The sequence below is a fragment of the Planococcus sp. APC 3906 genome, assembly GCF_030407685.1.
GTDB lineage: Bacteria > Bacillota > Bacilli > Bacillales_A > Planococcaceae > Planococcus > Planococcus koreensis.
In genome coordinates, this window is the sequence record NZ_JASDCW010000025.1 from 20,510 (window position 1) to 43,085 (window position 22,576).

Consider the following 22,576-nt stretch of genomic DNA (forward strand, 5'->3'; position numbering starts at 1 on the left):
TCGGTATACGCTCTATAAGGCTCAAAATACGCTCCATTGCGAATGAAATACGCCCCATTGCAGCCGAAATACGCTTCTGCCGCCGAATCCGGCCCGCTGACGGAACATCAGCGGCCCTTTCCCATTATTTAGCCAGCAAAAATTCGTAGACTTGTTCATCGATTTGATTGTCCTCTGTCCAGCGGTCGTCGAAGTTCTCGCTCAGAGCGAACGTCTTCAGTGCATCTTTCACTGGCCCTTCATAGGAAGGATATTCTTTGTGATCGAGCACCCGCAACTCAACTAGCTTGCGCTTCACCTCTTCGAACACATCGCCTTCAAGCGCCAAAAAATTCTCCGATGGCGCATTGAATAATTGATGGAGCTTGTAAAGCCGCTGCAATTCTTCGATCGGCTCCGGATGGTCGTCGACGCGCAGGTCGACTTTGACATCGTTGTAGCCGCCGTAGCCCGCGCCTTCCTGCTGCACATAAACCGCAGCCGATTGCTTGCCGCGGCTGTCGCCCCCTGCCTGCTGGGCGGCGGCAAGCGCTTCAATCAAGCGTTCGGCAAGCGTTCCAGCTGCGCGTTCGAATGTTTCGCTCATCGCAGTTACCGTCTCTTCGCTGACGAGGATATTGCCTTGCGCTGAATGATGGCGGCCGATCTTGTGGCCCGCCCAGTCGTAGCATTCCGCACCCGTGAATGCAGCCGCTTCGCCATTCGCGCTGACAATCGCAACTTGCCGCAGGCTTTTGCCTTCGTCAGAACCAACAAGTTCTTCAATCACTTCTTCCGGCGATAAACCTTGCTCCAGCAGCGTCAACCCTCTTGGCCCATAAGATGTGTTCGCCCATGATTGCGTAGCGACAGCGCCGACATTCGCTTTGACCCAGGGCACCACCGAACCTACTGCCAGAAATTTGGATTGCACCGCCACCCCGACTTCCCCTGTTGCAGGATCTGCCGCTGCTATCGAAAAAGTCGCTACTAGTTTATGTTTGCTGACTTGCTTCATTTATAAATTCCCCCATCCGTCTATTTATCAGAATAATTAAATCTTACCTTCCCCTGAAATCCATGTAAACTTTTTTGCGGTTGGCTAGATTCAACAATAGCAACAGCAAATACCCATAAAACAAATTTTTATCACAAATACAACCCAACTATTAATTTTCAAAATTATCTGATATAATAGAGTCATATAAAATCTGAATTTTCAAATTAAAAACACATACATAGTAAAATCGCCTCACCTTATTTCTATACATAACCGGGAAGAGCCCGGAAAAACAAAAGGGGTGAGAACCGTGGGAAGTAAACTAGTTAAAGTTATTGCTGCGCTGATGCTCATATTGTTCACGGCATTGTCGTTCTCTCTAAATGCGGAAGCGGCCGCTTCGACCTACGTCACAAAAGGAAGCACAACAAAAAAAGTGGTGGCATTGACGTTTGATGACGGCGCGGACGGCGCGAACATCAACAAGATTCTTGGCATTCTGTCGACCAATAAAATCAAAGCCACATTCTTTTTGACGGGATCTGGCGCCGCCAACCATCCAACGTCGATCAAAAACATCACCACGCAGGGCCATGCCATTGGAAACCATTCCTACTCGCATCCGGATTTCACTAAATTGACAGCTGCCCAGATGAAAGCGGAACTCGATAAAGCGGAAGCCACAATCAAAAACATTACCGGCAAAACATCGAAACCGTTATTCCGCGCGCCTTTCGGGGCAGTGAATTCAGCTGTGCTATCAGGAGTCGGCGCTGCGGGCTACACACATACCATCCAATGGAATATTGACACAGTCGACTGGAAAGGTGTTTCATCGACTGCCATTACTGATAAAGTGGTCAATAATATCGTCCCGGGCTCTATCGTCCTAATGCACACTGGAGCTGGGGCATCCGGTACGCCAGGCGCATTGCCGGGCATGATTTCAAAACTGAAAGCGAAAGGCTATTCATTCGTGACAGTCCAACAGCTATTGAATATGCCAACAGCTGGTGGAACGTATTACACAGTCAAAGCCGGGGATACCTTGTACAGCATTGCGCTTAAATACAAAGTCACCGTCGCTGCTTTGGCCAAAGCCAATAACATCACCAATTACAACTTAATCCGGGTCGGACAAGTGCTGCTTATTCCAGGGACCACCACTCCGCCTCCGGCAACAACTGTCAAATATACCGTTAAAGCAGGCGACACGCTTTACAGCATTGCCACAAAATACAAAGTCACCGTCGCAGCTCTGGCTAAAGCCAATAACATCACCAATTACAACCTGATTCAAGTTGGCCAGGTATTGATCATTCCGGTAGCCGCACCGCCAGTGGCAACAGTCAAGTACACCGTCAAAGCGGGCGATACGCTTTATAGCATTGCCCGGACGTATAATACGACCGTCGCTGCCATTGCCACTGCCAACAAAATTGCCAGTCCGTACATCATCCAAGTCGGACAAGTGCTGATCATTCCAAAATGACGGTGAGCTATCCGCTCCAACGCATTGCTTCATTACAAAAGGATGCGCTAAATTCAGCGCATCCTTTTCGCCATGGCGATTCTGCTCTTTCAATCGTCCGTTTGGATATAGTCATTTCTCGCTAATCGTATTATAATAAAAGCCGGAATAAGTACAGCAATGATTTAGATTTTGGAGATGAGACCGTTTGGAGTTAATCCTGATCGTTAAATTCAGTTTACTGGCGATAAGCGTTATTTTTGCCTTGATCGCCTTGTCCATTCATTTGAAAGCTTATAGCGCCCATAAGAAAACAGGTGCTGAGCGAATCAGCCGCTATGCATACCACCAAAAAACGAAAAAAGCATTCGCCTTTTATGCCGCTTTTGCTGTCACGGCCATTATTGCTTTATTTTTATAGCACACAAAAACGCTTGGAAAACTCCAAGCGTTTTTTTCATGCATTTGAAAAAACCAAATCCACTTCTTTTTTCAAGTCGGCAATCAGCGGCACTTGACCATTCCGCTCCCACACTGCATTGACAATCCCCTGGTAATACCAGGCCTGCTGCTCTTTGCCTCTGTTGAAGCGGCTCCATACTTTTTCGCCATGGCGATCGATATCGAGCCGAATGGAACGCAGGTTGTGCAATTTATCGGCGATGATGACAGCCAGCTCATCATCCGAGCGCTGCGCAAGAGATGACATTGTATGGCGTTTGCGGTCTTCCCAAGGCAGCGATTTGTCAGGCTCAGACGCTGCTTCAACAAGTTTCAGAACCACCGCTCCGAAAAGTGTTAAAATTTCTTCTGCGGTTGCTGATGTATCTTCGAGTGTATCGTGCAATATACCGGCGGCCACCACTTCAGCTCCATGCCCAGCTTCCTGCAGCAGCATCGCTACAGCGAACGGATGGCTGATGTATGGAACGGCTGTGGATTTGCGCATTTGCCCTGCATGTTTGACAGCGGCGAATTGAATCGCCTGATCGATAATCCCTTCCATCTCCTCACACCTTTCTTCCCACAGTATAGCGCGCTTGTCCAACAAAAGCCGGATTGCGGTATTCACACTCACTTTATCTACAGATGTCATTCATCCTTTTTAAAAGATAAGCGGAAAATTTTTGAAACTTTCTACACCCTTCGCATTACCTTTTGCGCCTTTCAGGGTATAATCAATCTATAAAAAGGGCCTTAAAAGCTGGCTGTTCTCTCTAACGCTGTTAGTTCAAGAAAAGAAGTCCAGTTTTGATTATAGTGACCATTAGAAATGAGGAACATAGTTGAAAAAGATAATTTTTACGGTATTTACGCTTCTGTTTTTATTGGCCTTGCCGATGTTGGTATGGCATTTCCAAGAAACCGAGCCGCTTGCAGTTGCAATCATCGATAAAACGGTGCCTACAGAGAACTACCGCGAACATCATGGCTTGACGTGGCTGCTGAATTACAGCGGCTATACAAAAGATGGCGGCAGTGCTTACAAAGAAGATTCGGATTTCTACGGATTTTTGCCGAATGAAGAAGAAAAGGATTACTCGATCCGACAAGTGCCGGATACGCTCGAAGGTTCGGATTTGATTTATGTAGCGGATACCTATGGTGTGTACGAAGAAGATCTCAGCTGGAACTCCAGCACCGGCGATGCTCCCTCCCTCATATACGGCGGCATGGACATGGCCGAATGGGAAACCGTCAAAAGGCAGGTTACTAACGGCGGCTCCGATTTGGTCGTCGAATTCAATTCCTTTTCTTCGCCCACCGATAGCCCAGTCCGCGAAGACATGACGGAATTTCTTGGCGTTTCTTGGACAGGCTGGAGCGGCCGTTATTTCAAAGAACTGGCCGGTTCCGATGAAGAAGTGCCGGCGTGGGTCATTTCACGCTACGAAGATGATAACAGTACATGGGATTTTCAAGGAAGCGGTTTTGTTCTCGTGAACGACAAAGAGGAGAGGATTGTTGTGCTGTCGGAACAAAGAAATGAGGTCGGACCCGATGGCATCCGCATGCAATTCAGCGGACAAGGGGCGGAACGTTTCGGGCTTAGCAGCTCCCCTGCTTTCCAGTATTGGTTCGACATCAGTGAAGCGAAGGCAGACGAATCCGTCATAGCGGGCTACGACTGGGATCTGACTAGCGCCGGTTCGAAGATTTTACAGGATAACGGCATTCCTGAAGCGTTCCCAGCCATCGTCCGCCAACAAAAAGACAATGCGGATGCGTATTATTTTGCAGGTGACTTTGTGGATATCAGCAAGGTGCCTAGTTTTTATCAATATGCGGGCTACAGCAAAATCATGTCCTGGCTGTCCCTCGCCCAGCCTGAATCAGAGACGAGTTTTTATTGGCAGACTTACGCCCCTTTGATGGATAAAATCTTGGGTGATGCAAAAAATCAGCCGCAGCAACTTGCCCATGAAACCATCCAAGCAGAGCAAGACGGCATCAATTATCCATCCCGTATCAACGGCCAGGAGTTTGAAGTCTTCCAAGACGGCGAATGGCGGCCGATGACCATCAAAGGCGTCAATATGGGCATGGCAAAACCGGGCACTTTCCCTGGTGAAGCCGCCATCTCGCAAAGCGAATACGAACGCTGGTTCAAGCAGATTGCCGATATGAACGCCAATGTGCTGCGCATTTATACGCTTCATCCTCCCGGCTTTTACGAAGCCTTAAAGCGCCACAACGAAGCGGCAGAAGAACCGCTTTACCTGCTGCAGGGCTTATGGATTGATGAAGAGCCATTAGCCGAAAAACTGGATGCTTTCGACCCAGAAATAACTGAGCGCTTTCAGGGAGAAATCCGCAAGCTTGCAGATGTGATTCATGGCAAAGCAGAAGTCGGACCGGAGCCGGGGCATGCATCCGGCAATTATACAGCAGACATTTCGCCCTACGTGATTGGCTGGGTCATCGGCATTGAATGGGATCCCGTAATGGTGGAGGAAATGGACCGGCTCTACCCGGATCTCGGAGACTTTTCCGGCACCCACATTTACACGGAAAACGCCAACCCGATGGAACATTGGCTTGCCCAGCAGCTTGATGGACTTGCTAAATACGAAATGGAAACATACCAAAGCATGCGCCCGCTGAGCTTCACGAACTGGGTGACGACCGATAATCTTGAGCACCCGGCTGACGTTGGAGATATTGAAGATATCGCTACAGTGGATCCAAACCACATCAAAGCCAAAGAAAACCTATCGGAAACAGGAATGTTCGCTTCCTACCACGTGTATCCCTATTATCCGGACTTTTTGAATCTCGAGGAAAAATACACCGAATTTATTGACCACCGCGGGGAACGCAATAATTATGCGGGTTATTTAAAGGACTTGAAAGATTCACATGAACTGCCGATCCTCATCGCAGAATTCGGCGTTCCCGCTTCCCGCGGCAAGACCCACGATAACCCGTTCGGCTGGAACCAAGGATTCATCTCGGAAAAACAGCATGGCGATATCGCACAACACCTGTATGAAGATATTATAGAAACAAATATGCTGGGCGGCATCGTTTTCACTTGGCAGGACGAATGGTTCAAGCGGACCTGGAATACGATGGATTACGACAATGCCGACCGGCGTCCGTTTTGGTCGAACGCCCAGACAAATGAACAGCAATTCGGGCTGCTGGCGTTTGACCGCCATAAAGTGAAAGTGGACGGAGAAGATGACTGGGATTCCGGAACTGCACTGTATAAAGATGATAAAGGCAAGATAAAATCGTTGGCTGCAGACCATGACGAACGCTATCTTTACATCAAAACAACATTCAATGAAGACGCGAAGGAGTGGCTGGGCAAAGACACCTTCAATCTATATTTCAGCATCCGGGAAGATGGTGGAATTTCCTTCAATCCGGCGCCTGGTGAAACCGCGAAAGCCGATTTTCAGTTGGCGATCAAAAGTAAAGAGTCCGCTCGCTTGTTGGTAGCGGGCGATTACGATACCTTTTATTATGATTATGCAGTAAAACAAAAATTCATCCCCCAATCCAAGAAAGACATTACAGAAGAATTCCACCCTATCCGCCTAGCGCTGAACAAAGAAATCACCCGGCCCGATACTGGCGAAGTGATTCCGTTCAGCTCTTATGAAACAGGCGTCCTGCAATTCGGCATCGCAAATCCGGATATGGCGCAATACGATTCGCTGAATGACTGGTTTTACTCGGAAGACACCGGCGTTCTTGAAATCCGCATTCCATGGATGCTGCTGAATGCCAAAGACCCGAGCAACAAGGAATTTATCGGTGATCTTCAGAAAGATGGCATCGAAGCATCGATGAAGATTGACGGCATCGGCATATCCGCTGTGCTGGCGGACAGCGAAAACACCATCATCGATTCTACGGGTCTTGGCAAACAATCCTTCTACATGTGGGAAAACTGGACATTGCCCGAATCCGAAGAACGACTCAAGCAATCGTATTACATCCTTCAGGACTATTTCGGCGGAATTAAATAAAGGAACCGCAGCTAGGGTTCCTGTTATAAAAGCAAAGAGGTATCGGACAAAATCCGATACCTCTTTCAGACTGTAGACAAAATCTAATTAACATAAATAACTGTGTATATCCCAACCAATCTGGCCACTTCGCTTTCCGTGGGCTCAGCTTCAGCCTCCTCGTCACTGAAAAAAGAGTTGCTCCTGCATCGCTGCGCTAGCTTCGTCGCAAAGACTTGGGCGAAGACCTTTCGCCCAAGTCTTGCCTGCGGGGTCTTCAGCCTTCGCTGTCCTACAGGAGTCTTCGTGGCCAGACCGGTTGTCAGCATGTGGCTCTCATTAAAGAGAGTAACTAACTACTCCGCTTTTCGTAAGCAATCTCTCAAGGATTCGAAGCGCAATGCGGCGACTCCTGCGGAAGAACGGAGTGATGAGACCCCGCAGGAGCTTGCGACGAGGAGGCTCAGCGCTTCGTCCGCGGAAAGCGTCCGCATGGAGCGCAGAATCCAGTATACCTAAGAGGAAATAACTTTTCACTTTTTAAATAACATAACTATTTATTTTTCTACTACTACAAAGAGGTATCGGACAAAATCCGACACCTCTTTTTTATGTGCTATCTTCTTTCGAAAAAACGCCCTGTCTTTCCATATTGCCCCAAGCTGCATTTTTCTTGAACGCCAATACGAGGCCTTCCACGCGCCAAGCGTTCATGACGATGCGATACCAGAACGACTCCGTTAATGCGAAAAAGTACAGGATGAGGATACTTTTGACATCCGGGTATTTGTGATAGGTCCATTCTTCCAGCAGCACAGCGAGTGCTGACAAGAGAGAACCGTATAAAATCATCACCAGCAGCATGATTAGCACGATGTCGGCATCAACGAGTGAAAACAGCAGTGAAGCGACGATAAACGCATAGCCGAGCACTTCAAACACCGCACTCAATAACTCGATGAGCAGGAAATAAGGCATTGAGAACATGCCGATGCCGCGGTATTTCGGGTTCAAGATCATTTTCCGGTGGATCCAGATAGTTTCAGCCAGCCCCCGCTGCCAGCGAATCCGCTGGGCGCGCAGTGAAGCGACAGTGCTTGGGGCTTCTGTCCAACAGACGGGGTCCTGGATGTATTCGATGCGCTGCTTTGATTTTTCGTCTTTGATCGAGCGGTGGATCCGGACGATCAATTCCATGTCTTCCCCGACTGTTTCCCGGTTATAGCCTCCAACTTTCACGACGCGGCTTTTTTCAAAAACGCCGAATGCACCCGAGACGATCAAAAGGATATTGGCGCGGCTGAAGCCAAGGCGGCCGATGAGAAACGAACGGAAATATTCGATGATCTGCATGATTTCAAGAGGGCTTTTCGGCAAACGCACTTGTTGGACAGAACCGTTGACAATGCGGCAGCCATTGGCGATGCGTACAGTGCCGCCGGTCGCCGTAACCAGTCCATCCGAATCGATGATTGGCTTGATCGTTTTCAGCAATGCGTCTTGTTCAAGGATCGAGTCGCCGTCTATCGCCGCAAAATATGGATAATGGGAGAAGTTTATTCCGGCGTTCAATGCATCCGCCTTGCCGCCATTATTTTTTTCGATTAAAAAAAGATGCGGATGAAGCTTTGACTGAAAAGCCCGAACCATCAATTCTGTTTTAAAATAACTGCGGGCTGCAAGATCGATCGGCTCCATCTCAAAACGGTCTATAAGCTTCGCACTGGTGCTGTCCGTCGAACCGTCATTGATGACGACCACTTCAAATTGCGGATAGTTCAAAGCGAGCAATGATTGCACCGTGCTGGCGATTCCTGTTTCTTCATTGAACGCGGGAACAAGAACAGAAACAGGATATGTGTCTTTATTAATCGACATGCCTTCGATCTGTTCGAGGCGATTCAATTTTTTCTCACGGTTGATTTTAGGTCCAGCAATCGTAAACAAGCCCAAATAAATTAAATTCGCCGTCAGCATATAAATGATGATTGCCCAGCCGAGCCCTTCCAATACCATTTTCAACATATCGTCGTTCATGAGGCCACCCTGCCTTTCCTGGTCAACATATGCTTCGCGATATCACGCGCGTATGCATCGTTGCTCGTTGCAGCAATGTCCTTCAATAAATTCGAACCGCCCTCTAAACCGTATATATTGTCTGCCGCTGCAAAGCGAACCCACCAAACGGGATCTGTAAACAGCAGAGCCATCGGCTTTTTGTATTCATCAAGTTTGCATGCGCCCGCCAATTTGGCCGCATACATCCGCTCTTCCCAGAAAACGGATTTGAAAAATCCGGCCAGCATAGACGGATTCGATATTTTCTCATAGTCGCACAAGCTTTTCATCGCTTTGATGCGCACTTCTTTTCGTTCGTCATGAATCATTTGCTCGACAAAAGGAAAGAAGGCTTCATTTTTCTGTTCGCCATTAAAGGTGATAAAAGCGAAGAGCAGATTCTGCGGCACTTCTTTGCGAGATTCGATGTGTCCAGCCAAATCCGACAATAGCTCCGCGTCCATCCTCACGAGCAGTTCTTTGATGAACCCGACGGATAAAGGCGGCTCGGTAAATAAGGCTTCGCTGATGCGGCCTTCTCCTAATACTGCAGCTGCACGCAAACATTGCCGGTACTCTTCGTCGCGCTTGTGCAAGCCTTTATAATGCATGTATAGTTCTTCCCGCAACTCCACCATTTTGAAATCTTCAATGAAATAAAGGCAATTGATCCGCTCCGCCCATGTACCTTTTTTCAGTACAACTTTGTATCTTTCGGATAAGTGGAGCTGGGCCAACTCTGTAATTCTTTTTCCGTTTAATGCATTTGCATCGGCATGGACCATATTTTCAAGCAAGCGTTCTACCGCAGCTGTTTGAAAACGATTTGCTGCCGGAGCATCCGGCTGCGAGAGCAGGCTTCCGGAAACATAGTCCTTATACTGGGGCTGCAGCCTGGTAATTTCTGCATTAATCGTATTTTCATTGCGGATCATAACCGTTTTCCAGCCCGCCAATCCTATTAATAATATAAATTGCACCATCAGTAAAATACCGATTAACCAAACGAAAAAGCTAGCCATATTCTCACACCCATCCCAATAAATTTTATTTATTATGTTAAATATCAGTTATTATTGTAAATATAAAACAGTTAATACTGCAATATTACTACATGTGAAGAAGGAAAACTATAAAAATAAGAGCACCTCCTATGCGGAAGTGCCCTGTCTAAACTTATGGGAGCTGTTTTTCAAGCTGCTCAATCCATCTATCATACCCTTCACCCATGAGATGAAGGCCGTCAATCGTGATTTCTTTTTGCAGCTGTCCGTTGCCATCTTCGAAATGCGGATGCAGATTTACATATTCGCTATTATTGTCTGCTGCCACTTTTTCAAGAATCGCATTGAAGTCATCAACTCGGCTGTTCGGTAAATCGTTATTGAAGCTGTCGTTATTGACCGGCAGCAGCGATTGCAACACCACACGGGTTTTTTCTTGGTCAAATGACTGAACAATCTTTTCCATGTTTTTCGCGTACGTTTCTTTTTTCACGCCCGCTGCAATGTCATTGACGCCAATCATGATATACACTTCTTCCGGGTTCCGCGACACGACTTCATCTATGCGGTTAAGCACGCCTTTGCTCGTATCTTCAGCGATTCCGCGGTTCAGGACTTTTTCATCCGGAAAATATTCCTGGAAATCCCCATGGTCGGTGATGCTGTCACCGAGAAAAATCTTGTCGGCACTTTCACCTTCAAGCGCTTCAAAAATATCTTTTTTCTGGCGATAATACTCCGGGAATTCCTCTTTCGATTTCATCGCTTGGTATTGTTCTTCTATAAAGCCCATACCACCTTGTTTATTGACAATGACCCCTGCCGCTCCAATCAGCAGTACATTTACTGCGAGCGACGCAATCAATAATGTTTTCTTCATTTTCACCTTAAGCCACTTCCTATTTCTCTGAGATGTAAGGGCATGCGCCCAATACACTTTATTGCCTTCTTCCGGCATTCTTAAACTTGACCGCCAATTCCCATTTTTCGGTGAGCTTCTCTTTCGCAAAAAAAGAGCCGCTCCGAAACCCGGTTACCACCGGCTTCAGAACAGCTCAAGTTCAATTACCCTAATCCTCGTTCCACACTGCTTCCCATTCGATAATTTCGTAATCTCTTGCCCCTTCCACGATAAAAGGGTCTTGTTTAACAAACTCCTCGCATTGTTCATAGGAATCTGCCCGGTAAATTACCAGTCCGCCAGATCCGTCCGTGAATTTGCCATTGACGCGGACATGCCCTTCATCCCTCATCTTCTCAAGAAACGCCAAGTGATCCGGGCGGTACAGCGCGCTTTTTTCTTTATCAGCCATCGGCAGCAGCACAGCAAAATACTTCATGGAATCCTCCTTTCAATTAAACAGTCCATCTCATTTATCATACAATTTTTCCCTTGGAAAATGCCATCGCAGCGCTTTAAATCCATCCCCAATTAAATTATCCGCTGTAAGGCTCCCGTTTGCTGGAGCAGCAACTCGTGGTAGAAATGTTCCAATTCCATCCAAATCGCTTCATTGCTGTAATTGGCTTCAGCATGGACTTTGCCGTTCGCGCCAAGCCGCTGACGCAAAGCTTTGTCATTGATGAGAAGTTCCAGCCTATTGATAACTTCTGCACCATTTTGGGGATTCACCAATAAACCCGTTTCCCAATCACTGACTGTGTCTCGCGCTCCTGTCACATCACTCACAATAACGGGTTTTCCGGCAAGCGATGCTTCAATCGAAACATTGCCGAACCCTTCCCTTTTCGTCAGGAAGAGAAAAATATCCATCATATAGAAATATGGAATCGGATCTTTCTGGTAAGGGACATGGACGATGGACGGATTGTTGAGGATTTCCTGTTTCGTAGTCTCCCCAATCGGATCACCCTCTTCAAAATCTCCCACCACCAACAGCCGGAGCTGCGGGTATCTGTGACTCAAGCCCAGAAACGCTGCAACAGTTTCCTCGACACCTTTGTCTCTTGTAATGCGGCCCATGAAGCCAACCACGAGATGATCTTTTGACAGGCCAAGTTCTTTTTTGAGGGAATCGGTTTTTATTCGCCGCTCATCATCCAATTCAAAATCTGCCAGGTTAAAGCCGTTGAGGCTGCCATTCCCTAAAACTCTGATTTTTTCAGGCGCAGCAATCCCGTAGGAGACCAATTGCTCTGATAGGCTTGGCGAAACGGATAAAATATGCGTCGCGGCTGTCGCTGTAATTTTCTCGGCCGTCAGCAAGATCAATTTTTTCAGCCCTGTTGTCGTCTCCAGCCTCAACCCAAGCACATTATAAATCCGAATTGGCACTCCGGTTATAAAAGCCGCAAGCATCGCGATCAATGCTGCTTTTGGAGTGCCTGCATTGACGATGTCGGGCTTTTCTTTATAGAACAGCTTCACACACGCAATCAATGAGGATAAATCTTTCAGAAGGGAGATTTCCCTCTCCATTTCCACATTCAGTACCTTGACGCCTTCCGCCTGTTCATAATCTTTGATGTAATCCCCTTTGGAACTTAACGCTTTTGTCTCATACCCCTTGTCTTCTAAATAAGTCAGCTGACCCTTCATCAACTTCAAGGTCTGCGCTACAGTTACAGCATGGATCACCTTGCCCGCCATATTCCCCCCGCCTCTCCAAATGTAATCAATCTCTTTTTTCAGATGCTTCCCAATTTCAGTGCAGGCGCCTGAATCTGTTCGACTAAGATGTGGGCATAATCTGTGGGGTTTTCCGCCTTCAATGAGAACACTTTCTCACTATTGCTGATCAGTTCTGTCAAGATCGCTTTTTCCTGCGCTGCGGCATGCTCGATATCCAGCTCCGGGTTAAAAAACTCATACGCAGTTAAAAATGGCGATTTCAAATAATGAAAAGCATTGCGGTTCAAATTCAGCATTTTCCGCACCGCCTCTGCATCATCTTGGATGGCGACCTCATCGACACCTCTCTCCAAGATGGCGACATGAGTGACAATTTCCTCATCAAGGATAGACCCTGTATCCACGTAATCCGTTACAGGCTTCGCCTTGGAGAAAGAGATATATTCAAGAGGCGGCAATATTTTAACGGCCTTATTTTTCATTTTCGATGCAGTGCTTTGCTCCATATTGGAATAGAACCGGAACGTACTTGTCCAAGGCACTGAATAGATTTTTTTGCCGTCGGTGATGGCCAGGTCTTCAGCGATAAACTGTGCGCCATGGTCCATGCACGCCATCATGCTGCTTAAGGTTTTGCCAGTGCTTGGCGGCGCGAATACGGCCACAGCCGCATTGCCTTTTTTAAATGCTGAACAATGAATTGGCGCGTAACCTTTTTTCAATAACAGCAATGTGGCCAAGTCGGTCAGGATATAGCCGACCGAATGGAGATTCATGATCCGGTGCGTGATGAATTTATAGTAATTCGGATTAAACGTGATTTTCGGTTCTTCTGACAATAGATTTTCCGCTTTGATCCTGAGCTTCATCCGCATAGCAAAATTGCGGGTATAGTAAATTACCCCAGCCCCCGGATCGCCATTGAAATAATGGTATTTTCCCAGTTTTTCCAAACCTTCGTCTTCATTAAAATCTTCGATTGCCAGATGCAGCTTGACTTCACATTGTTCGTACTCCTCTTGGGACGCTTCCGGCATATTGTGGCCAAACGACCATTTAAAGTCTTTAGCATTGGTTTTGATGGCTAGCAGCCCTTTAGCTGCAATATAATAATGCATCACTCAAATTCCCCCTCTTATCCGCATAAAGTCTACTTTTTCACAATATTTGCCTTGCTGGGCGCATGCGCTCCGCGAGGCATTGTTGATAAAACCCATCCAGCTCATTCCAAATCGTGGCATTGCTGAAATTCTCAGCTGCCCAGCGCTGCCCGAATTCCCCCATTCGTGCGCGCATCTCCGGAGCCAGAATAAGCAGTTCCAATTTCTCGGCAATATCTTGCTGATTTTCACATTCCACTAAAAATCCGTTTCGCCCGTCGACGATCGTGTCTTTTGCCCCCGTGACATCGGAAACGATTACGGGTACCCCGCAAAGCGCCGCTTCAATCGAAACATTGCCGAATCCTTCCCGTTTGGTCAAGAAAACGAAGACGTCCATCATATGGAAAAAAGGCACTGGGTCTTTTTGAAAGCCCGTAAATGTGATGCCCGGATGGCCTTCGATTTTCGATTTGGTTTCTTCATCAACAGGATCCGTAGATTCATAATTCCCTACGATCAACAGCTTCAGGTTTTCATATTTACTTGCCAATTGCTCAAAAACAGCAACAAGTTCCGTGATGCCTTTATCGTTTGTCAAACGACCGGCAAACCCGAGCACCAGATCGTCCGGGCCGAAACCATATGCCGCTTTCAACTCAGCGATTTGCTGTTGTTTTTCGTTGTCCAGCCGGAAACGTCCGACATCAAAGCCATCCCCGCTCCCTTTGCCGAGCACTGAAATTTTACGGCTGTCTGCGATTTTGAAATCGATGACTTGGTCTCGGAGGCTGTTTGAAACAGCCAGGCAATGGGTCGCTGCCCCTGCAGAAACTTTTTCAGCCGCAAGCAAAATTCTACGCTTCAGGCCGCTGGTGGTTTCCAGCCTCAGCCCCCGCATATTGTAGACCCGGATCGGCACACCGCATATCAAAGCTGCAAGCGTAACAACCAGACCTGCTTTGGGAGTGCTGGCATTGACGATATCCGGCTTTTCGCTGCGCAGGATCCGGATGCATCGGATCAATGCCCTGAAATCTTTTGCCAGCGAAATTTCCCGCTCCATGTCCAGCAGCAGAACCTGCGTTTCTTCAGTGAATTCGAATTCTTGGGCGTATTTGCCTTTCGAACTCAAGGCTTTGGCTTCGTAGCCGCGGCTATTCAAATATTTCAATTGCCCTTGAAGAAAAACTAAGCTTTCCGGAATCGTCACCGCATGTATCACTTTTACCGCCATATGGAATCTCCCCTTATTTCTGCCCCGGCTCCATCCGTCAGTTGTCACGGGCATCCTGATTTTTCTTTTTCGCTTCCGTTTGTTTGCTTTCATCCCTGAAAACACCTTCGGAGTTAAATACTTTCTGCACTGTCTGCAACAGGATATAAAAATCGAATCGCAGGCTCTGCCGTTCGATATACTCGAGATCCAGCTCGATTTTTTCATTCCAGCTCAGTGAATTCCGGCCTCTTACCTGCGCCCAGCCAGTCACTCCCGGTTTTACAAGGAGCCTTTGCATTTGATACGGCGTGTAGCTATCCGTCTGGGAAGTCAGAGTGGGCCTTGGACCGACGAAAGACATGTCGCCTTTGACGATATTGATCAATTGCGGCAATTCATCCAAGCTCATTTTGCGGAGGTAATAACCCACTTTCGTGATGCGGCTATCTGTTTCCAAAACGTGGATTGTGTCATCGCGCAGCGAATCATCGTCCGCCATTGTCCGGAACTTATAAATCAGAAAATGGACATTGTCCTTGCCCCCGCGCATTTGTGTGAAAAAGACGGGGCCTTTCGATTCTGATTTGACAAGGATCGCAATTACCAGAAATAACGGCGACAGCACTACCAGCATCAGCAGTGCAGCGATAAATTCAAAAGCCCGCTTGATAGAGCCCGTCACTTTGTTTTTCCTCTTTACCGGATCTACCGTTCCAAGAGTCATGTAAATTCCTCCCTATAATCTCCATAATTCAACGTTCTCAGGTTTGCTTTGCTGCTCCAAAACGCCTTTGACATCAAAAACCATGCCACCTTGTTTATCCAATAGCGGCTGGATCAGCTTCCAGCCTGCTTCTTTGTATTGTTTATGAGGCATGGCCAATATAACGGCAGATGCCGGCAGCAGTTCATGTTCCGGCGTCAGCATGACACCATATTTCCGGTCTGCGTCTTGGGGATCCGCACAGCAATCGGACGTCTGGACTTCAAAACCGTAATCGTGCAATTCTTCAATAACATCAATGATCTTTGAATTCCGCAGGTCTTGGACATCTTCCTTATAGGTGATTCCGAGAACAGTGACGCGCGTGCCGCGGGAAGGCAGATTGCGCTGGATCAACCGTTTGGCTACGGTCCGGGCGATATAATGCCCCATCCCGTCGTTCACTTTTCGGCCGGCAAGAATGATTTCCGGCTCATAGCCCGCTGCACGGGCTTTATGGGCCAAATAATGCGAATCAATTCCGAGCCTCGGCCCGCCCGCGAGCCCTGGCGTAAATTTCAAAAAGCTTTTTTTGGTGCCAGCCGTTTCCAGCACAGCGCCTGTATCGATTCCCAGATGATTGAATATCAAGGAAAATTCATTGATCAAGGCGATATTGACGTCTTGCTGGGTGTTTTCAATGACTTTCGCAGCCTCAGCCACACGGATTGACTTTGCTTTGAAAATACCGGCATCCATAACGCTGCCGTAGATTTCTGCAACGTAATCGAGGACCGCTTCGTTTTGGCCGGCTACCACTTTCTTGATCTTGGTGATGGGAAGCTTCCGTTCTCCAGGGTTAAAGCGTTCAGGGGAATAGCCGACAAAAAACTCAACGCCGCTTTCCAGGCTGGAATACTCCTCCAGCTTCGGGATGCATTCTTCTTCAGTGGCTCCTGGGTAAACTGTCGATTCAAAGACGATGACAGCCCCTTTTTTCATGTACCTTCCAACAATGCTGCAAGCTTCAAGCAATTGGCTTAAGTCTGGTTGGTCCGCTGAGTCGATCGGCGTAGCGACAGCGATCATGATAAAGCCGGCGGCAGTCAAAGAGGATGGGTCAGAAGTGAAATCAATGCCGGACTCCGCAAGCTGCTGCGCGTTAACTTGACCCGTTTTGTCCTTTCCTTCAAGCAGCTGGTTGATGCGGATTCTATTGCTGTCGTAGCCGATCACACTGTATTTCTTGGCGAAAGCCATTGCCAAGGGCAATCCAACATGCCCGAGGCCCACAACTGCAATAGTCAATTTATCGTTCATCATGCCGCTTTCTCCCCTTCAGACTTCCGGAAACGGCTGCCGGCTATTTTCAGCAATTGTTTGCTGTTGGCAATAGCAAAGGTGATCAGCAGCAATGGAATGATTTTATTGCGGTGGCGCATGGCCGTTCCCGCACTCTGGGTCCCGTATGAATAAACCAGAACGGTGATGCCGAGGAACAGCAGGATGAATATTTTATTGCGCAGCGGCATATCGCTTTTGAATAGACCGTAAATCGTTGCTCCCACCAGGAAAACGTAAATCGATGAATCGAACATGAAGCTCGCTATATCGCCAAAGCCCCGCCAATCCAGCGGAATCGGTGAGAACATGAAGTAAAACATTTTAAGCGGCGCTACCAGCAAAGCCACGATGCCCGTCAAGCCGTTTAAACTGGACAAGTACATCGATCCTCCACGCCCTGAAATTTCCAGAGCAGAAACTGCTGTTCCTTCAGGCCCCATGAACTTACTGAGGAAAAGTTCCGAATTCTGGATCATGATCGCGGCCATGACGACCAGCAGCATGAGGAAGAGTGCATTTTGCGTGACCTTTTTCGATCCGCTCGCGCTAAGGAACATGAATGCCAGAACGTAGGCGATAACAAAACCGATCATGCCGGAATGGAACATCATCGATCCTAGGGCCAACAAAACCGCCATGATGAAGTTCGGGAATGTACCATCGGCGAACCAACGTACGAAATGATAAAGCGAAACTGTGATCAGGAAAATGATGATGGACTCACGCAGCAGGATGCTGGACATGAATATGCTGTTCGGCATAACTGTGAAAATCAGCAGCGCGATGAAAATCAATTTTTTGTCGATTTCAAGATGGATCAAAGCTTTCATCAAGTAGACAGCCGCGAAGACCCAAAATGCCACGTTGAGGAATTGAGCAAAGGGCCTTTGGTCACCGACCATGTAATAGATGGCTGATAAGAAAGGAACGTAATTGGTTGCACCGTCTTCCAGCGGGAACATGCCATTCGCGATCAGCAACGAGATTTCATGGAAATATTCCGTGTCAGTTCCACTGGAGAAGATTTGGATTGAAGGTACATATAAATCGATGAACAGCACCAGCACCCTGATGACAAAACCTGCAAAGATCAGCATCAGCCATTCTTTTTCAAGCGTCCGGTACAAATACAGCGAAATCGCCGCGATGCTGGCAAACAGCATCATCATGCCGTAGCCAGGACCAAGAACGATATAGTCTTTGAGCAAAAAAGTGATTAACACTTCTAAAATGAAAAAAGCTAACACGAAGAGCATGATTCAAGCACCCCCTGGAATATTCTTGCCTATTTTTGTTTTAATAAATCCCTAACGCTTCGCTAACGCCGCTAACCTCGCTTTGTAATAGGCGAGATCACTGAGCTGAAGCAGCCAAAGCATCAGCCCGTAGACCAAAGCACCGGAAATGATGCCTCCCGCTAGCGCCAGCAGTTCTGTCTGCGGACTATCGAGATACGTGAACACGCTTTTTGCAGCGACTCCCATGACCGCTGCTGCGAAAACGGCTTTCGATATGTCCAACAAGATTTTCTTCGTATTCATCGAGCCGACTTTCCGGACCAATGAAATGTATAGAACGGCGGTTGTCGCCAATGCCGAAATGCTGGTCGCGAGCGCCAACCCGTTGATTCCCATGAACCGCGACAACACGATGTTCAATACGACATTCAAGAACATCGCTCCGACCGCACTGATCATCGGCGTCTTGGAATCTTCCAGCGAGTAAAAGACTTTCGCCAGCACTTCCCTCAGGCCGAAGCCCAACATGCCGATCGTGTAGAAGAAGAGCGCGCCGGATGTCATAACAACTGCATCGTCTGTAAACGCGCCGCGGCCGAACAACATCTCCGTCACTTGCTCGGAGAAAATCATCAATCCCACAGTCGCTGGAATGACGAGCAGCGCGACCGTTGTAACGATTTTTCCGACAATATCTTTTAAATGGGCGATATTGTTATTTACTGCTAATTTGGAAATCTTAGGGAACATTACAGTGACAATTGCCGTCACAAAAATTGCTTGTATGAAGAAAACAATCCGGTGGGAATAAGTCAGTGCAGAAATGCCCCCTTCGGAAATCTGAGAAGCCAATGTCTTATCTACTAAAACATTGATCTGATCCGCAGAAACTCCGACAATCACCGGAATAGCCAGCAGCAGCATCTTTTGGATATTCTTCTCCATTGGAGCCGCTGTCAGTTTGTGCCGGTATCCTGTTTTACGGATTGACGGCAAGAGGAAGAGGAATTGCACCACTACCGCGACCACTGATCCGATCGACAGCAGATAGAAGTTCACTTCAAAGCTGAGGTAGATGAAGAAGATGATCAGCAGATTCAATGGCAGCCCGCTGAGCACAGTTGCCAGAAAGCGTCTGTTCACTTCCAAGTAACTATTGAAGATATAAACGAGTGCGGTAAAATAAATGCTGAAAGCGGAAATTCTCGTGAAATCCGAGGCGATCTTAAGCGTTTCCCCTTCAAAGCCGCTGGCAAAGATTTTCACGATTTGTACTGGAAAGAGCTGCATCGCAATCACCAGAACGGTGGACAGCAAAAGGACGATATTCGTTAAGTTGGCTGTGAAGCGCTGTGCGTATTCCGGCCCCTCATTTTCGTTGATCTTAGTGAAAATAGGTATGAAGCTTGCTGCTATCCCCATGCCGACAAAGGAAAAAAGAACGGAAGGTATTGTCTGGGATATCAAGTAAGCATCAGTCAGCCCGTCTGCACCATAAAAATACGAAAGGGAAATGTCCCTTGAAAAGCCAAGCACTTTCGTCGCTATGATTACAGCCATTAGTGCAATGACGGTTTTCTCCATGATTTTCTCCCTCGCTTGCTTGTGTATTCTGTCATGCTTGCTATCCATCTGTATCTGCGGCGTAACATATGACTATCTCCCCTCTTCCGCCACTATTATTGAGCTTTATACTAAAGCGCTTAGGTTAAAAGTAGGTTAAACTGATTTAATATTTAAAATACTTGGAAATTATTGAGTGATTAGCGCTAGATTTTATATGGAGCGGCGAGTTCACCATGAATGCCGCAATAGAAAACTTGCATTTAGATGCCGTTCGGACCGCTCTGTGCAAGGCATTGGCAATGTACCGAAAAGTAACAGCTGTCTCTTAGCTTTGCCTTGCTTCTTGCCGCGGCAGCCCTCAGAAATGAATAATTTTTTCAACCATCTTAAAATCAAATGATCGAATGTAGTTCCTCCTTGCTGTTTTGGACACACAAAAAAGCAGCCCCCAAAACGCTATGCTTACTGGCGTTTTGGGGGCTGCCCCTATTGTTTTTGTATGATTCAATTCAGACGTTCTCTGTTTCTTTCAACGGCCTTGCCCTGTAAGCTGGGAAATATTCCAGATCCGCCTCCACATCCACAGCTTCGCATAATTCTTTGTATATTTCTGGATGCCATATTTTTTTGCCGATATAAAATTTAAAGCCCGTATTCTTCCCGAATTGTTTTTTGAAGAGATAAAGCTTGTCATCCAGGCTATTGGTCCGTCCCCCGCCGTCATGGATCAGATCGACACCGTTTTCTTTGCCCCAAACAACCAGTGCGTATTGGAGAATGTATGCCGGGGACAAGTGGCGAAAATCATTGAGTGTTCCAGAAAGATGGGTATGGATCATGTTGTCGTAGACAAAATTCAAGCCCATTCCGATAGTCTGCCCTTCATATACAGCTTCCACCAACAGCATATTTTCGCCAAAATAATCAATGAGCCTTTCGAAATAGACATCATCAAAATAATAATACGTGTCCGCTTGATTGCGGGCCATTGTTTCATGGTAAATATCTTTGAACTCTTTGAAATCATCCGGACCCATAATTACATTGAACTCCACTCCGGCTTCCAGGGCTTTCCTGATATTCTTGCGCGTTGATTTGGAAAATTCCTTTTGCACCGGATCGTCATATTCTTTCAAATTGGTGCCTACAGTATTGCGGATATAAACCACATCGTAGCAAGTTTCGAAATCTTGCGCGTTGTTGATGACCGGCTGGAAACGGATGAATTCGCTGACAATGTCATGCTCTTCACAATATTGCTGAAAAGCTTCCTTGAATTCCTCCACCAATATTTTCTTATCATCCTGGCTGCATTCCTCAATCAACGGACCGCCATAGCCATAAGGCGTTACAATATCATAATAAGTCCTGCCGTTCAGTTTTATAGGGATCTCACGTTTAATGAACATGTGCCGTATAGTTCCGAGTGGATGATGGAACTGGTATACTTCGCATGTTCCGTTTTCAATCTCCTCGTACAACCGCCCATAATTTTCATCAAAGTATAAATCTCTCAAATTCTCAACTCCATTCATGTAATGAATTCGCTTGAATATTTGCCTGATTTGCTGACTCTTCAGAAACTTGTTGGATAATTCACCATAAAATACAATATATGTATTATTAGAATTATCAGATTATATACAAATCAATTATACATCGCTTGCGACAAAAGTTCTAGGGATAATCGAAAAAATGCGGGATTTTATTAAATTTGTGTCTGCAAAATTTCAGTTACCCATTAATGTTTAGATTTTCCTCACCAAAAAAGGCTTTATTATAGAAAAAGTCCACACAGCATCGTTCCACTGTGCGGACTTTTTCGTTAGACATTTTCAGTTTGCTTCACTTGTTTCGCCCGGTAGGCCGGGAAAAAATGGACTTCATCAACAGTTCCTGAAACTTCGCATAAAGCGTCATAAACTAAGGGATTCCAGATTTTCTTTCCAATGTAAAAATGGCAGTCACTTTCTTTGCCGAATTGTTTTTTGAATAAGTACAATTTATCGTCGGGGCTATTTGTACGCCCCCCTCCAGCATGGATCACATCCACGCCGTTTTCTTTGCCCCATTCCGCTAAAGCATGGTAAATGACAGAGGCCGGAGAAAGATGGTTATACTCCGACAAGGTGCCGGACAGATGGGTATGCGCCAAGTTTCCATAAACAAAATTCAATCCTGCGCCAATTACTTTGCCTTCAAATCTTGCTTCGACCAAAAGCAGATTTTCTCCGAAAAGTTCCATCAATTTTTTAAAATAGGCATCCTCGAAATAGTAGAACGAATCAGCGTGGTTCCTTGCCATCGTTTCGCTGTAGATTTCTTTGAATGCGTCCAGGCTAGCCGGATTCAACGTCACCTTGTACTCCACTCCTGCTTTCAATGCTTGGCGAATGTTTTTACGCGCTGACCTTGAAAATTCACCATCAAACGATGCATCCCTTTCTTTTAAATTGGTGCATACGGTTTCCCGCATATACATCACTTCGAATGCCTCTTCAAAATCGGCGGCGTTGCCAGCAAGCGGGTGGAAACGAATAAATTCTGAAACGATTTTATGGGAAAGGCAATAGTCTTTGAAAGCTTTTTCGAACTCAGCGGCCAGTTCAAGCCTGGAATCCTTGCTGCCTTCAACAATCAAAGGCCCCCCATACCCGTAAGGCGTGACCAGGTCGAAATAATGCTCGCCATTCAAAGCAATCGGTATTTGCCGTTTGATAAATAGGTGCTGGACACGGCCGAGTGGATGCTCAAAGTTGAACATCCCCGCTTCCCCGTTCTCCATCTCTTCGAATAGCTTTCCATAACGATCATCAAAATAAATATCTTTCATGATTCTCT

The 22,576-nt window shown here is 46.8% G+C and carries 18 protein-coding genes; 3 read left to right on the top strand and 15 right to left on the bottom strand.

Going from position 1 to position 22,576, the window contains the following annotated elements; translation table 11 throughout:
* Positions 1-124 precede the first annotated feature (124 nt).
* On the bottom strand, positions 125-997 hold the full coding sequence (locus QMA09_RS13440) for a DUF1028 domain-containing protein (RefSeq protein WP_290213467.1): 873 nt from the start codon (positions 995-997) through the stop codon (positions 125-127).
* Between the two features lie 328 nt (positions 998-1,325).
* Between QMA09_RS13440 and QMA09_RS13445 the strand changes: the two genes are divergently transcribed.
* Positions 1,326-2,471 (top strand): LysM peptidoglycan-binding domain-containing protein, encoded by a 1,146-nt coding sequence (locus QMA09_RS13445; RefSeq protein ID WP_483313558.1) that lies wholly within the window; start codon positions 1,326-1,328, stop codon positions 2,469-2,471.
* 187 nt (positions 2,472-2,658) lie between these two features.
* Positions 2,659-2,871 (top strand): hypothetical protein, encoded by a 213-nt coding sequence (locus QMA09_RS13450; RefSeq protein WP_135503975.1) that lies wholly within the window; start codon positions 2,659-2,661, stop codon positions 2,869-2,871.
* A gap of 36 nt (positions 2,872-2,907) precedes the next feature.
* Here QMA09_RS13450 and QMA09_RS13455 read toward each other — a convergent pair whose 3' ends face one another.
* Entirely contained in the window at positions 2,908-3,546 is a 639-nt protein-coding gene (locus QMA09_RS13455; protein WP_290213470.1) for an HD domain-containing protein, read from the bottom strand.
* Positions 3,547-3,736: 190 nt separating this feature from the next.
* Here QMA09_RS13455 and QMA09_RS13460 point away from each other — a divergent pair, with 190 nt between their 5' ends.
* Positions 3,737-6,931, top strand: a complete 3,195-nt coding sequence (locus tag QMA09_RS13460) for a hypothetical protein (protein WP_290213472.1) — start codon at positions 3,737-3,739, stop codon at positions 6,929-6,931.
* 588 nt (positions 6,932-7,519) lie between these two features.
* Here the strand turns inward: QMA09_RS13460 and QMA09_RS13465 are convergent.
* From QMA09_RS13465 to QMA09_RS13525, 13 genes are all read right to left on the bottom strand, one after another.
* The gene (locus QMA09_RS13465; protein ID WP_290213474.1) at positions 7,520-8,947 is read right to left on the bottom strand and encodes a glycosyltransferase family 2 protein; all 1,428 of its coding nucleotides are present in this window, start codon (positions 8,945-8,947) and stop codon (positions 7,520-7,522) included.
* A complete protein-coding gene (locus QMA09_RS13470) occupies positions 8,944-9,990 on the bottom strand; it encodes a HEAT repeat domain-containing protein (RefSeq protein WP_135503981.1) in 1,047 nt (348 codons plus the stop codon). Before QMA09_RS13470 ends, QMA09_RS13465 begins: the two co-directional genes overlap by 4 nt.
* Positions 9,991-10,144: 154 nt before the next feature.
* Positions 10,145-10,852, bottom strand: a complete 708-nt coding sequence (locus QMA09_RS13475) for a GDSL-type esterase/lipase family protein (protein WP_290213487.1) — start codon at positions 10,850-10,852, stop codon at positions 10,145-10,147.
* Positions 10,853-11,042: 190 nt separating this feature from the next.
* The gene (locus tag QMA09_RS13480) at positions 11,043-11,312 is read right to left on the bottom strand and encodes a YciI family protein (protein ID WP_135503984.1); all 270 of its coding nucleotides are present in this window, start codon (positions 11,310-11,312) and stop codon (positions 11,043-11,045) included.
* A gap of 92 nt (positions 11,313-11,404) precedes the next feature.
* Positions 11,405-12,583, bottom strand: coding sequence for a glycosyltransferase family 4 protein (locus QMA09_RS13485; RefSeq protein ID WP_290213475.1), 1,179 nt, complete (start codon positions 12,581-12,583; stop codon positions 11,405-11,407).
* A gap of 38 nt (positions 12,584-12,621) precedes the next feature.
* Positions 12,622-13,686, bottom strand: a complete 1,065-nt coding sequence (locus QMA09_RS13490) for a hypothetical protein (RefSeq protein WP_290213476.1) — start codon at positions 13,684-13,686, stop codon at positions 12,622-12,624.
* A gap of 37 nt (positions 13,687-13,723) precedes the next feature.
* Entirely contained in the window at positions 13,724-14,902 is a 1,179-nt protein-coding gene (locus QMA09_RS13495; RefSeq protein WP_290213477.1) for a glycosyltransferase family 4 protein, read from the bottom strand.
* Positions 14,903-14,939: 37 nt separating this feature from the next.
* Positions 14,940-15,608: a sugar transferase gene (locus QMA09_RS13500; RefSeq protein WP_290213478.1), complete on the bottom strand. Its 669-nt coding sequence runs from the start codon at positions 15,606-15,608 to the stop codon at positions 14,940-14,942.
* Positions 15,609-15,620: 12 nt separating this feature from the next.
* On the bottom strand, positions 15,621-16,910 hold the full coding sequence (locus tag QMA09_RS13505; protein WP_356779474.1) for a nucleotide sugar dehydrogenase: 1,290 nt from the start codon (positions 16,908-16,910) through the stop codon (positions 15,621-15,623).
* Positions 16,907-18,187, bottom strand: coding sequence for a hypothetical protein (locus QMA09_RS13510; RefSeq protein ID WP_290213479.1), 1,281 nt, complete (start codon positions 18,185-18,187; stop codon positions 16,907-16,909). The genes QMA09_RS13505 and QMA09_RS13510 overlap by 4 nt, the downstream gene beginning before the upstream one ends.
* Positions 18,188-18,238: 51 nt before the next feature.
* Positions 18,239-19,753: a murein biosynthesis integral membrane protein MurJ gene (murJ, locus tag QMA09_RS13515; protein ID WP_290213480.1), complete on the bottom strand. Its 1,515-nt coding sequence runs from the start codon at positions 19,751-19,753 to the stop codon at positions 18,239-18,241.
* Between the two features lie 491 nt (positions 19,754-20,244).
* Positions 20,245-21,252 carry a lipid II:glycine glycyltransferase FemX gene (locus tag QMA09_RS13520; protein ID WP_290213481.1) on the bottom strand — a complete coding sequence of 336 codons (1,008 nt, stop codon included), beginning with the start codon at positions 21,250-21,252 and terminating at the stop codon, positions 20,245-20,247.
* A gap of 308 nt (positions 21,253-21,560) precedes the next feature.
* Positions 21,561-22,568 (bottom strand): lipid II:glycine glycyltransferase FemX, encoded by a 1,008-nt coding sequence (locus tag QMA09_RS13525; RefSeq protein WP_290213482.1) that lies wholly within the window; start codon positions 22,566-22,568, stop codon positions 21,561-21,563.
* Between the last annotated feature and the right edge of the window lie 8 nt (positions 22,569-22,576).